General features: G+C 62.7%; 13 protein-coding genes and 1 tRNA gene. 4 read left to right on the plus strand and 10 right to left on the minus strand.

The genetic code is table 11. The annotated features are described in order from the left end of the window. Window positions 1-106: 106 nt before the first annotated feature. The 8 genes from zapD to B0G74_RS00205 all read right to left on the minus strand — a co-directional run bounded on the left by zapD (window position 107) and on the right by B0G74_RS00205 (window position 7,960). Window positions 107-862, minus strand: a complete 756-nt coding sequence (gene zapD / locus B0G74_RS00170) for a cell division protein ZapD (protein ID WP_106285174.1) — start codon at window positions 860-862, stop codon at window positions 107-109. 194 nt (window positions 863-1,056) lie between these two features. Then, window positions 1,057-1,659 carry a dephospho-CoA kinase gene (gene coaE, locus B0G74_RS00175; protein ID WP_132372950.1) on the minus strand — a complete coding sequence of 201 codons (603 nt, stop codon included), beginning with the start codon at window positions 1,657-1,659 and terminating at the stop codon, window positions 1,057-1,059. A gap of 3 nt (window positions 1,660-1,662) precedes the next feature. Next, the gene (locus B0G74_RS00180) at window positions 1,663-2,604 is read right to left on the minus strand and encodes an A24 family peptidase (protein ID WP_132372952.1); all 942 of its coding nucleotides are present in this window, start codon (window positions 2,602-2,604) and stop codon (window positions 1,663-1,665) included. A 27-nt stretch (window positions 2,605-2,631) separates the two neighbouring features. Continuing rightward, entirely contained in the window at window positions 2,632-3,861 is a 1,230-nt protein-coding gene (locus B0G74_RS00185; RefSeq protein WP_132372954.1) for a type II secretion system F family protein, read from the minus strand. Beyond that, complete coding sequence (locus B0G74_RS00190; protein WP_132372956.1) at window positions 3,858-5,153, minus strand: ATPase, T2SS/T4P/T4SS family; 1,296 nt, start codon at window positions 5,151-5,153, stop codon at window positions 3,858-3,860. Before B0G74_RS00190 ends, B0G74_RS00185 begins: the two co-directional genes overlap by 4 nt. 174 nt (window positions 5,154-5,327) lie before the next feature. Next, a complete protein-coding gene (locus B0G74_RS00195; protein WP_207915606.1) occupies window positions 5,328-6,626 on the minus strand; it encodes an HlyC/CorC family transporter in 1,299 nt (432 codons plus the stop codon). 216 nt (window positions 6,627-6,842) lie between these two features. After that, window positions 6,843-6,919, minus strand: a tRNA-Pro gene (locus B0G74_RS00200). Window positions 6,920-6,967: 48 nt separating this feature from the next. Beyond that, entirely contained in the window at window positions 6,968-7,960 is a 993-nt protein-coding gene (locus B0G74_RS00205) for a polyprenyl synthetase family protein (RefSeq protein WP_132372958.1), read from the minus strand. Between the two features lie 239 nt (window positions 7,961-8,199). Between B0G74_RS00205 and rplU the strand changes: the two genes are divergently transcribed. The 4 genes from rplU (at window position 8,200) to proB (ending at window position 11,344) form a co-directional block, all read left to right on the plus strand. Then, entirely contained in the window at window positions 8,200-8,511 is a 312-nt protein-coding gene (rplU, locus tag B0G74_RS00215) for a 50S ribosomal protein L21 (RefSeq protein WP_007180329.1), read from the plus strand. Between the two features lie 25 nt (window positions 8,512-8,536). Next, window positions 8,537-8,800 (plus strand): 50S ribosomal protein L27, encoded by a 264-nt coding sequence (rpmA, locus tag B0G74_RS00220; protein WP_007180330.1) that lies wholly within the window; start codon window positions 8,537-8,539, stop codon window positions 8,798-8,800. A gap of 234 nt (window positions 8,801-9,034) precedes the next feature. Beyond that, the gene (gene cgtA, locus B0G74_RS00225; protein ID WP_132372962.1) at window positions 9,035-10,156 is read left to right on the plus strand and encodes an Obg family GTPase CgtA; all 1,122 of its coding nucleotides are present in this window, start codon (window positions 9,035-9,037) and stop codon (window positions 10,154-10,156) included. A gap of 69 nt (window positions 10,157-10,225) precedes the next feature. Then, window positions 10,226-11,344, plus strand: coding sequence for a glutamate 5-kinase (gene proB / locus B0G74_RS00230; protein ID WP_132372964.1), 1,119 nt, complete (start codon window positions 10,226-10,228; stop codon window positions 11,342-11,344). Between the two features lie 131 nt (window positions 11,345-11,475). Here the strand turns inward: proB and B0G74_RS00235 are convergent, their stop codons facing one another. Further along, window positions 11,476-12,033, minus strand: coding sequence for a CNP1-like family protein (locus tag B0G74_RS00235; RefSeq protein WP_132372966.1), 558 nt, complete (start codon window positions 12,031-12,033; stop codon window positions 11,476-11,478). 77 nt (window positions 12,034-12,110) lie between these two features. Continuing rightward, the gene (locus tag B0G74_RS00240) at window positions 12,111-12,851 is read right to left on the minus strand and encodes an RNA pyrophosphohydrolase (protein ID WP_132372968.1); all 741 of its coding nucleotides are present in this window, start codon (window positions 12,849-12,851) and stop codon (window positions 12,111-12,113) included. Between the last annotated feature and the right edge of the window lie 28 nt (window positions 12,852-12,879).

Consider the following 12,879-nt stretch of genomic DNA (forward strand, 5'->3'; position numbering starts at 1 on the left):
ATCGCAAACGGAATAAGTAACGAATATAGGGGCATTTCTCGCCACTTTAAAGGCGTGCCCCTTCGGTTCGGATTTACAGGCGAACGTGACAGCTTGCGAGCGTGATTTACAGGCTGCAAAGCGTGAGCTGGAACGGGACGTCGACATCGACCGCACGCGGACGCAGATCGCCGTCCTGCACCGTGAACCGCACCCACAGCATGTACTTGTTCGCACTGGCTTCGGGGATCACGCGCAATTCCGGTGCCACCCGTACTTGCATCAATTGATACGACCGGCCGGACAGCATTTGCTGATAGCTGCCCTGCATGGCCATGACCTTCGATGCCTGGCCGGATTCGCGCGCGAGCCGCAGAACGATGATGGCCGCATCACGCAGCGGCAGCAGCGGCGTCACCCATTTGGCGATGTCCTGACGGCGCTGATCGGGATGAATCTGCTGCCAGGCATAGTAGGACGGCAAATCGAACTTGCAGGTGCCGCCTGGAATGATCGCGCGGCTGCGGATGCTGGCGAGCCACTCGTTGTCTGCAAGATGCTGGCCGGTCTTGCCCTGCATCTGCGAAAGGCCCGCGAGAGTTTGCTCGATCTCGCCGAGTACGGCCTCGAGCGCATTCTGTTCGATTCCCGGATTGCCGCGAAACGGCGCCAGCGTTTGCCGTTGACGCTCGAGTTCTTTCATCAGATCCGACTTCAGATCCGCGCGGCCCGCAACCTCTGAGATTTCGAACAACGTTGTCAGTGCGACGTGATGTTCCCTGGCGTCTTCCTGAGTCAGAAAGAACGTGAAGCGCTCGAACAGATCTTCGAGGCGCAATAGCGTCCGGATTCGCTCGTTGAAGGGATACTCGTAAAGGATCAAGCGGGCTCGCCTCGGGCGTGGTCGGTGACGGGAATGCAGAACATTCTAATGCCGTGAGACTACCCTAGCAATCACGCACTTTTTCAGCACGCATTCGCAACTTTTTTCACGTGTTTCGGGCGGTTTTCAACGCACTTTTGGCATGCGCATCGCCGCGAAGTTCAACCGGGATTTCCCGAAGTGTCACGTCGGCGTCATGCGCCGGCGAGCGCCAGATACACGCGATGCTGCGCGTCGACTTGGGCTTTTAGCGCGTCGAGCGGCGCGTTGTCGTTGTCGATCACGTCGTCGGCCGCGGCGAGGCGCGCTTCGCGCGTGGCCTGACGGGCGATGATCGCCTGCACCTGTTCGCGGCTGAAATCGTTGCGGCTCATCACGCGCGAGATCTGCGTTTCAACGCTGCAGTCCACCGTCAGTACGCGATTCACACGGGTCTTCCACTTGCCGGATTCAACTAGCAGCGGCACCACCACGATTACGTAAGGCCCCTGAGCCTCGCGTTGCTCGCGTTCGGTTTCCGCGCGAATCAACGGATGCGTGATGCCTTCGAGGCGTTTGCGCGCGCTGTCCTCGCTGAATACGAGCGAGCGCATGCGCGCGCGGTCGAGTGAGCCGTCAGGGGCGACGAACGCCTCGCCGAACTCCGTAGCGATCTGCGGCATGGCGATGCCGTGCGGCGCGGTGATGCGGTGCGCGATCAGGTCGGTGTCGACGAGCGGCACGCCGTGCGCCGCAAACAGGTCGGCGACAGTCGATTTGCCGCTGCCGATGCCGCCGGTCAATCCCACAGCAAACATGCTTCAGCCTCCCAGAGCCAGATAAAGCGGTGTGCCGAGAAACAGCGTCAATGCACCGCCTGCCGCGAGAAACGGCCCGAAGGGCAGCGGCTCTTCGAAGCGCATACGGCCACGCCATGTTGCCAGCAGGCCGACGACCGCGCCGGCCACCGCCGCGATCAGCACGATCTGCGGCAGCGCCGCCCAGCCGAGCCACGCGCCGAGCGCCGCCAGCAGTTTGAAATCACCATAACCCATGCCTTCGACGCCGCGTACGAGGAGAAATACCCAATGCACGACCCACAGCACCAGATAGCCGAAGATCGCGCCGAGCACCGCGTCGTGCAGGTTCGTGAACATGCCGTTGAAGTTGACGATGATGCCCGCCCACAGCAGCGGCAGCGTCATCGAGTCAGGCAACAGATGCGTGTCGATGTCGATCGCGCTCATGGCGAGCAGCGCGGCGCATAGGCCGAAGGCGGCGAGCGCCGTGAGAGTCGGGCCGAACAAGGCGAGCGAACCGGCCGCGAACGCCGCGCTGGCGATTTCGAGCAGCGGATAGCGCAGGCTCACAGGCGCCTTGCATGCGGAGCAGCGGCCGCGCAGTAGCACGTAGCTCAGCACCGGGAGATTTTCCCATGCGCTCAACGTATGGCCGCAGTGAGGACACGCGCTGCGCGGCACCCACAGGTTGTAGCGCGCCGGCAGGCCGTCTTCTTCCAGCGGTTCGTCGGTGGTCTCGCTCACCTCCGCGCGCCATGCGCGTTCGAGCATGATCGGCAGCCGATGCACGACCACGTTCAGGAAGCTGCCGATCACGAGGCCGAACACAATGGCGAACGTCATCTGCAGGGCGGCGGGCAAGCTGCCGAACGCCTGGCCGAAACCGGTCGCGAGATGGCCGGGCAGCAAGCCCGACAGCAGGCTGGAAGAAGTGTCTGGCACGAGTGGAAGAGTAGCCCGCATAGATTAAGGATGGATTCGGCTGCGATCCTACACCACGTTGCCGAGTTGAATAATGGGAAGATACATCGCGATCACGAGGCCGCCGACCAGCGCGCCAAGCACGATGATGACGAGCGGCTCGCACAGGCTCGACAGCGTGCCGATCTTTTCGTCTACCTGACGATCAGCGAGCGATGCCACGTCGATCAGCATGGTGTCGAGTGCTCCGGACTCCTCGGCAACCGCGATCGGCTGCACGACCTCGGGCGGAAAGCAATGTGCCGCGCGCATCGCGGCGGCGAGCCGCTCGCCTCGCCGCAGCCGCGCGGCGATTTCCGCGGTGGCGCGGTCGAAGAAGGCATTACCGGTGGCGTGAGTCAGCGAATCGAACGCGTCAGCGAGCGGCGTGCCGGCTGATAACAAGGTGCCGAGCGCACGATTCCAGCGTGCCGCACACAACGTGCGCAGCAGCGGACCGGCGACCGGTATTGTCAGCGATATGCGCGCAAAGCGGATACGCGCGGCTTCGGAACGTCGCAGTAGAAACGTCGCTGCCGAACCCGCTGCGAAGATCATGGCGAATGCCGGTATGCTCCATCGCGCCACACCGGACGACAACGCCAGCACGAATTGAGTCGGTGCGGGCAGTCTGGCGCCGAAGCCGTCGAAGATCTGTTTGAAGGTCGGCACGACCCACACGAGCAATGCCGCGGTGATCGCCATCGCCAGCACGAGGATCGCGACGGGATAGGTCAGTGCCGCGCGCACTTTGGCGCGCTGCGCGGCGGCGCGTTCGCGGTCATCGGCGATGCGGGCGAGGACGGCCGAGAGTGCGCCGGCCGCCTCGCCGACTTCGACAAGCTGGCAGTAAAGTGCGTTGAATTGCGCGGGATGCCGCTGCAATGCCGCGGAAAAACGCAGGCCGCCGGTGATGTCGCGCGCGAGAGCGCCAACGATCCGCGGCATACCCTGGCGGCGTGAAGCCTGCGCTTGCGCGAGCAGGTCCAGCGCGGGCGCGAGCGGCAGGCCGGCTCGCAGCAGGCTGGCGAGTTGCCGGGTGAATAACGTGATGTCCGCGGCGCGTGCGGTCGGACGCGGTGCCGGTCCGTGCGCTGTGAGTTCGATGATGAACAGATTGTCGCGCTTGAGCTGTGAGCGTGCGATGGCCGCATCCGGTGCGATGAGCGCGCCGTTTTTTCGCACACCGTCGGCATCGACGCCCCGCCATTTGAAACGCATGTCGGAGGCCAGAGGTCGTTGGGTCGTGGCCGTGTTCATGCGACCTCGGTGGCGGCGAGTGCTTCGGCGAGACTGGTGGTGCCGTCGCGCACGCGACCCAAAGCCGCGTCGCGCAAGGTGCCCACCTGCTCCGTTTGCGCGAGCCGCGCGAGTTCATGTGTGCCGGCGCTCGCGACGATCAGCTCGCGCATCGCGTCGGACACGGGCATTACCTGATGAACGCCGACGCGGCCCCGGTAACCGATGCCATGACACGCTGCGCATCCGGCCGCGGCGTAAGGCTGCCAACCGTCGAGTTGATGCTCGTTGAAACCCGCCGCTCGAAGCGCCGCGACCGACTGCGGCGCCGGCACGCGGCACGCGACGCACAGCCGCCGCACCAGCCGTTGTGCGGTCACCATCCGCAACGCGGCCGCGAGGTTATACGGCTCGACGCCAATATCGATCAGGCGCGCGACGGCTGCCGGCGCGTCGTTCGTATGCAGGGTCGACAGGACGAGGTGACCGGTTTGCGCGGCTTTCGCGGCGACGTCGGCGGTTTCTTCGTCACGGATTTCGCCGACCATGATCACGTCGGGGTCCTGACGAAGAAATGCGCGCAACGCGACCGCGAAGGTGAGTCCGGCTTTCTCGCGCACGCTGACCTGATTGATGCCCGCCAACTGGATCTCCGCGGGGTCTTCCACCGAACAGAGATTGCGCGCCTCGCCGTTGAGGAGATTCAGGAAACAGTACAGCGATAGCGTCTTGCCGCTCCCGGTGGGGCCGGTGACGAGCACGAGGCCGTGCGGCGCGCGAATCGCGGCATCCACGGTTTCGCGTTGATGCGGATCGAGGCCGAGGGAGTCGAGTGAGAGATCGGCGGGCAGCGCGTCGAGTCTGCGCAGCACGAGCTTTTCGCCGAATAACGTAGGCAGCGAGTTGACGCGGTAGTCCTCGACTCGTCCGGGCGAACTGGAAATGCGTAGCCGACCGTCTTGCGGCACGCGACGCTCGGCGATATCCATGCGAGCGAGCACCTTCACGCGAGTGATGAATGCGTCCCGCAGATGCGCGGGCGGCTGTGGGATTTCGTGCAGTACGCCGTCGATTCGCAAGCGCACACGCCAGCCGTGTTCCGCCGGCTCGATGTGAAGGTCCGACGCGTTGCGGCGGGTCGCTTCCTGCAATGTATCGGTCAGCAGACGCACGGCGGGAGCGTTGTCGGGATCGGTGAGACTTGCTGCGGTGACGTCGCGGGCGAATGCCTTCGGCTTCGCTTTGACTGCGCTTTCGTGGGCGTTTGCGATGGGACGCGGCGACGCTGCCGCGGGTTGAAAAGAAGCTTGCATGAGGGACCGGTGATGAGCCGCCTGTAGAACACGACGGCTTCATCTTCCGGTACGGCGGCGGGCGCCGCTATTCAGCCATTCGGCTAATGGCGCGCGCTGCGCCTGTGTGCGATGCTGCTGCGTGTCGTGCCTGACTGTGGTGTTCGGCCGCGTCGCGCAGTTGCGTCGACTAGCCTAGCCGCGCAATACCTTGTTGGCTTTCGCGCGCGTCGGCGGTCGGAACAGCTTGACGGTGCGAATTGCCTGGTCGTCGCTGCGCATCACTTCGAGTTTGACTTCGCCGATCTGCACGCACACGTCGCCGTCGGGAATGTCTTCGAGAATTTCGAGGATCAGGCCGTTAAGCGTTTTCGGCCCATCGGTGGGGAGCGTGAGATGCAGCCAGCGGTTCAGTTCGCGCAGCGGCATGCTGCCGGCCACGATGCATTCGCCGTTTTCGTTCCAGCCGCCGCGCGAATTGGCGCCACGCGGAATCGACGTAGTGAATTCGCCGATCAGTTCCTCGATGATGTCTTCCGGCGTGACAAGCCCCTGCAACTCGCCGTATTCGTTGACGACCAGCGCCGTGCGGTGACGGCTCTCCTGGAAGAATTGCAGTTGCTGGAACACGGGCGTGCCGCTCGGCACGAAATACGGCTCGGCCAGCAACTCGCGCAGCGTCTCGCGTTCGAGTTCCTGGTTGTGCAGCGCGGCCAGTGTCTTGCGTACGTGGAGCACGCCGAGCACCCGGTCGATGTCGCCTTGATAGACGATCAGCTTGTTGTGATAGCAGGTTTCGAGTTGATGCAGGATCTGTTCGAACGGCGCGTCGAAGTCGAGCGCCTCGATGCGGCGGCGCGGGATCATCACGTCGTCGACGGAAATGTTTTCGAGGTCGAACAGGTTCAGCAGAATGCTGCGGTGTTTGGTCGGCATGAAGCTGCCGGACTCGAGCACGATGGTGCGCAGTTCTTCGGTCGAGAGGCGCTGATCGTGCGCGCCTTTCGTATTGATGTGCAGCACGCGCAAGATGCCGTTCGCGAACAGATTGACGAACCAGACGAGCGGTTTGGCGACGCGCATCATGGGCGCGATCAGCAGGCTGGCGGGCAGCGCGATCTTTTCCGGGAACGTCGCGCCAACGATCTTCGGCGTGATTTCCGCGAATACGATGATCAGAAACGCGACGATACCGGTCGCGATCGACAGCACCAGGTTGTTACGTCCGAACGTGTGCAGCGCGATCGAGGTGGTGAGCACCGGAATGATCGTGTTGAACAGGTTGTTGCCGATCAGCACGACGCTCAGCAGTTGATCGGTATGCGCCAGCAGACCCTGCGTGGTCTTCGCGCCGAGCGCGTTCTGGTTGGCAAGATGTTTCAGGCGATGGCGGTTGATCGCCATCATCGCCGTTTCGGAAATCGAAAAAAAGCTCGAGCAGACAAGCAGCAGAAAGACGGCGCCAATCTGCGCCCATAAGGGAAGTTGTTCCACGCGTCGTGAAGGATAGGGGAAAGGATGAAGAGAATATAGCAGAGGGGCTTGCGCGCGCCGTTCGGCCTGGCGGCAAAAGACAGGCTGAGTGGGAGCAGCGGCGCAGGGCGCGTATGGGGAACTACATTCGTCGAACACGCCGTACGTGACCCAAAAACAAAAAACCGCCGAGCAAGCTGGGCGGTTTTTTCGAGCCTTGCACTAACAAGGCAAATTTGGTCGGGGTGAGAGGATTCGAACCTCCGGCCTCTACGTCCCGAACGTAGCGCTCTACCAGGCTAAGCTACACCCCGATTTGTACTGCAGACTCGATTCAGACTAAGCCGGCGTTTCAGTCCCGTTCAAGACTGTCTTGCCGTCGAGTAAGAACATAATTCTAGCAGGCTCTCTTTAAAAATGGAATCGGGAAATGAAGAAATTGCGGCTGCAGCGGCCTGTGCTTCCTGTTTCGCACATTCGAGCGTGTGATCCAGCGCGCCGGACCGCGTGATCGCCTCGAAAATGGTGTCGAAACGGTCTGTGCCGCCTTGTTCGATTGCTTCCCGCGCGAGCGTCGCCTGCTCAGGCGTGCCGCGTTCAATCAGATAGATCAGCGGGAGCGTGGGTTTGCCTTCGCGAAGATCGTCGCCGGCGTTCTTGCCCATGGATTCGGCCGTGCCCGTGTAGTCGAGCCAGTCGTCCATGATCTGGAACGCAGTGCCGATGCGCCGGCCGAACTCCGCCGCGGCGGCTTCGGTTTTCGCGTCCGAGCCGGCCAGCACCGCGCCCAGCTGGGCCGCGGCCTCGAACAGCTTGGCGGTCTTGTAGCGGATCACCCGCATGTAGCGGGCTTCGTCCACGTCGGCGTCGTGCATGTTGAGGAGTTGCAGCACTTCGCCTTCGGAGATGATGTTGGTCGCCTCCGACAAAATCTCCATCACGCGCATCTTGCCCACGCCGACCATCATCTGAAACGAGCGCGAGTACAGGAAATCGCCCACCAGCACGCTCGCGGCGTTGCCGAACAGCGCGTTGGCGGTCTGCCGGCCGCGCCGCAGATCGGATTCGTCGACCACGTCGTCGTGCAGCAGCGTGGCCGTATGGATGAATTCGACGACCGCGGCCAGTTCATGCCGGTGCCCCGTGGTTTCGCCCAGCGCGCCGGCCACCAGCAGCAGCAGCGCGGGCCGCAGCCGTTTGCCGCCGGCGCTGATGATGTACTCGGAAATCTGGTTGATCAGCATCACGTCGGACGCGAGACGGTGCCGTATGACGCGATTGACCTGCTGCATGTCTTCGGCGATCGGAGCAAGCAGGCTGGCGGCGTTGGAGGAGGGGGTGGCAGTCGACGACATGATGGCTGATTTGGGTAGTGCCGCGAATTATAAGGCGAATCGCGACAGTTCCGGGTCGCAGGCTGCGGCGCGGCGCGTTCCGGGCGGCGGCAGAACCGCGCGCCGGGGCTGTGTGGCAAGGCGCCGGGCGCTGCGCGCGGCACCTCTCAATGAGTTTTGACCGAGCAGCTAACTCTATGTATAATCACGGGTTTCCGCGCGCGGTGCGTGGGAAAAATGAACACAGAGTGAGGTTCTCAATGTACGCGGTCATAAAAACCGGTGGCAAGCAGTATAAAGTTGCCGTCGGCGAAAAACTTAAAGTAGAACAGATACCGGCAGACATTGACGCTGAAATCACGCTCGACCAGGTTCTCGCAGTGGGCGAAGGCGAATCGATTAAGTTCGGTACGCCGCTGGTCAGTGGGGCTTCCGTCAAGGCTACCGTCGTGTCGCAAGGTCGTCACGCAAAAGTGACCATCTTCAAGATGCGTCGCCGGAAGCACTACCAGAAGCATGGCGGCCACCGCCAGAACTATACCGAATTGCGCATCGACGCGATCAACGCGTAAGCGCGCCGGTTAAGGAGCAAATCAAATGGCACACAAAAAGGCAGGCGGATCATCCCGCAACGGCCGCGACTCTGAATCGAAGCGCCTCGGCGTGAAGGTTTATGGCGGCCAGGCTATCAACGCTGGCGGCATCATCGTTCGCCAACGCGGCACGCGTATGCACCCGGGCGAAAACGTCGGTATCGGCAAGGATCACACCTTGTTCGCGCTGACGGACGGCCACGTCAATTTCTCGACGAAGGGCGCAGCGAAGAAGCACATGGTCAACGTCGTCCCGGCAGCAGTCTGAGTTTACTCAGGCACGGGCTTCAGGACCGGAAAAAGGCCCCGCGAAGTTAGCGGGGCTTTTTTTATTCCGGCGGTTTTCGCCGGACGAATGGGCGTGAATGTTCCGCTCACGCCCGGCACGCCTATGCCGTTCAGTCGATTGATCAGCGCGCGGCGGGCGCGGCAAAATAGCATCATCCAGTAGCATCAAATCTAGCAGCACCATCTGGCAGTACACCACGGGACGGAGTTACGCATGAAGTTCATTGACGAAGCGAGGATTGAAGTCATCGCCGGCGACGGAGGGGATGGCAGCGCGTCGATGCGCCGCGAGAAATTCGTTCCGTTCGGCGGCCCGGATGGCGGCGACGGCGGCCGGGGCGGCAGCGTGATCGCGGTCGCGGACCGCAACATCAACACGCTGATCGACTACCGCTACGCGAAAAAACACCTGGCGCGCAACGGCGAAAACGGCCGCGGCGCGGACTGCTACGGCAAGGGCGGCGACGACATCACGTTGCGCATGCCGGTCGGCACCACCATCACCGACATGGAGACCGGCGAGTTGATCGCCGATCTGACCGAGCACAACCAGAGCGTGCAGATCGCTCAGGGCGGCGCGGGCGGTCTCGGTAACCTGCATTTCAAGTCCAGTACGAACCGCGCGCCGCGTCAGAAGACCGACGGCAAGCCGGGCGAGCGCCGCATGGTGCGCCTCGAACTGAAGGTGCTGGCGGACGTCGGTCTGCTCGGCATGCCGAACGCCGGCAAGTCGACCTTCATCGCGTCGGTGTCGAACGCGAAGCCGAAGATCGCCGACTATCCGTTCACGACGCTCGCGCCGAATCTCGGCGTGGTGCGCGTCGGGCCGAGCCGCAGCTTCGTGATCGCGGACATTCCGGGCCTGATCGAAGGCGCGGCGGAAGGCGCGGGCCTTGGCCATCAGTTCCTGCGGCATTTGCAGCGCACGGGCTTGTTGCTGCATATCGTCGACCTCGCACCGTTCGACGACGCGGTCGATCCGGTCGCGGAAGCCAAGGCGATCGTCAACGAATTGCGCAAGTACGACGAACTGCTGTATGAAAAGCCACGCTGGCTCGTGCTGAACAAGCTGGACATGGTGCCCGAAGACGAGCGCGAAGCGCGCGTCTCGGCATTCCTCGAAGGCTTCGGCTGGGACGGTCCGGTGTTCGAAATCTCGGCGCTGACCGGTCAGGGCTGTGAAAACCTTTGCTACGCTGTGTTCGACCACATCGCCGCGCATTCGGACGCGCAGCGCGCGGCCGAGGCTGAAGATCTCGCTGCGGACGTGCGTTTCCGCGAAAAGCCGGAAGCTCCGGCCGCCGCGGACGACGCCGGCATCGACCCGCAGGCATAAAAAGCTCGAGCGCCGGCGCCCAAACGGGCTGCCGGCATGCATCACGCGTCATCTTGGAGATTGCGCACAATGCGTTCCGTCATCGCAGATTCACGGCGATTGGTAGTGAAAGTCGGTTCGAGCCTCGTCACGAATGACGGGCGCGGCCTCGATCATGCTGCTATCGGCCGCTGGGCCGCGCAGATTGCCGCCTTGCGCGCGCAAGGCAAGGAAGTGGTGCTCGTCAGTTCGGGCGCCATTGCCGAGGGAATGCAACGGCTCGGCTGGACCAAACGGCCACGTGAGATCGACGAACTGCAAGCGGCCGCGGCCGTCGGCCAGATGGGGCTCGCGCAGGTCTACGAAAGCCGCTTTGCCGAGCATTCCATCCAGACCGCGCAGATTCTGCTGACCCACGCCGACCTGGCGGACCGCGAACGCTATCTGAACGCGCGCTCCACGCTGCTCACCCTTCTGCGCCTGGGCGTGGTGCCGATCATCAACGAGAACGACACGGTCGTCACCGACGAAATCAAATTCGGCGACAACGACACGCTGGGCGCGCTCGTCGCAAACCTGATCGAAGGCGATGCGCTCGTCATTCTCACCGATCAGCAAGGGCTTTTTACCGCCGACCCACGCAAGGATCCGGCTGCCACGCTGGTCCAGCAGGCCGATGCCGGCGCGCCGGAGCTCGAAGCCATGGCGGGCGGCGCCGGTTCGAGTCTGGGTCGCGGCGGCATGCTGACCAAGATTCTCGCCGCCAAGCGCGCGGCGCACAGCGGCGCGAATACGGTGATCGCAAGCGGGCGCGAAGCGGATGTGTTGTCGCGGCTGGCGTCGGGCGAGGCGATCGGCACGCAGTTGATCGCGCGCACGGCGCGGATGGCGGCGCGCAAGCAATGGATGGCGGATCATCTGCAAGTGCGTGGCCACGTGGTGATCGACGACGGCGCAGTCGAAAAGCTGACCGATGGCGGCAAGAGCTTGCTGCCTATCGGTATTGTCGGCGTGCAGGGCGCATTTGCGCGCGGTGAAGTGATTGCTTGTCTTAGCGCCGCGGGGCGCGAAGTGGCGCGCGGCCTCACGAACTACAGCAGCGCCGAAACCAAGCTGATCCAGCGGCGCCCGAGCGGTGAAATCGAATCGGTGCTCGGCTATATGCTGGAGCCGGAGTTGATTCACCGCGACAACCTGGTGCTGATCTGAGTCACTGACCGGCGCTGGCGCACGGGCACGGTGCGGGCATACAAAAAAAGCCGTTCCAGCGTAAGCTGGACCGGCTTTTTCAAGTCTGCAACGCAACGCGCCCCCATTCAAAACGCGCCCACCAAAGCGCCTCAGTGGATCAACGAACTCGCGGTGCGTTTGTACCGAATATTCTCCAGAATCGAAGCCGCGTTACCCATGGGCATCTTGTTCGCGCACAGATAATCCTGATACAGCGCCGCCTGATAGGCGTTCAGGGCGCCGTTCTCGATGCGCGTGAAGTTGTTCGCGACCGTCGTGTCCCAGCCGTCGTGATCAGAATTCAGGCCCGCATACTGGCGCCATTCATACGTGTCGCAGCGAATCCCTTCGTAGATTACGTTACGAGCGCCGCTCGGGCTTGCCACGACGACCGTAAAGCGAACCACTCCGTCCGTACCGACGGTTAGCGAATTCCGGTCGACCGCGAACTGCAGCGGCGTATTGCCGGAGACTTCGAAAGGCAGGAGATTCGAGTCTTGCGGCAGCGGCGGCAAAGCGTCCACCTTGTTCTCCACCCAATTGCTCTGCCGGTCCAGCAGGTACGTAAACGCGCTGTCGTCTTTATTGGTAGGTTTGCTGGCGCTTGAACAGCCAGCCAGCAGGGCGCCGGTGGCGACGCACGCCACGACGAGAGCAAGTGCTTTCAATATGATTTCCTCGAAACACTGACGCGGCTCGACGAGCCGCGTCAGAGAGAGGCGGCGTGGACAGCCGCACAGAGTTGTTAATTGCGCACGCCCGGGCGGAACAGCGAGCCGGCCGTTTCGCGTTCCGATTCGTCTTCGTGCTCCGGCGCGGCGCCTACTTCTGCCGTTGACCCGGAGCCCGGACCGCAATCGGACACGATCGTTGCGTGAACCGATGTTTCGATGCTGACGGTGGTCACAGAAGTCACCGTCATTACCGTGGAATCCGGCGGACTTTCCATTGACGACGCTATCCGGGGATAACGCGGCCCATGGTGCCCGCCAGGTTTTTCCGCACGCGGCGCAGCCCGGCGCATGAAACGGGATAGCTCCGTCAGCGCCAACTGATATACATCCCGCTTGAACTCGATCACACAGTCGAGCGGCACCCAGTACTCGTTCCAGCGCCACGCATCGAACTCAGGGTGGTCGGTGGCGCGCAAGCAGATGTCGCAGTCGCGTCCAACCATCCGGAGCAAAAACCAGATTTGTTTCTGGCCGCGGTAATGACCGCGTACTTCGCGCTTGATGAACTTGTCAGGCACCTCGTAACGCAACCAGTCGCGCGTGCGACCGATCACCTTGACGTGCTCAGGAAGCAGCCCGGTTTCTTCGTGTAACTCCCGATACATCGCTTGCACGGGGGTCTCTCCGTACTTGATGCCCCCTTGCGGAAACTGCCAGGAATGTTCACGGAGCCGTTTGCCCCAAAACACCTCGTTGTGCGCGTTCAAGAGGATGATGCCGACGTTCGGGCGAAAGCCTTCACGATCCAGCATACAACCACCTTCGAATCCTTTAAAATTG

It is taken from the genome of Paraburkholderia sp. BL9I2N2, assembly GCF_004339745.1.
Lineage (GTDB): Bacteria > Pseudomonadota > Gammaproteobacteria > Burkholderiales > Burkholderiaceae > Paraburkholderia.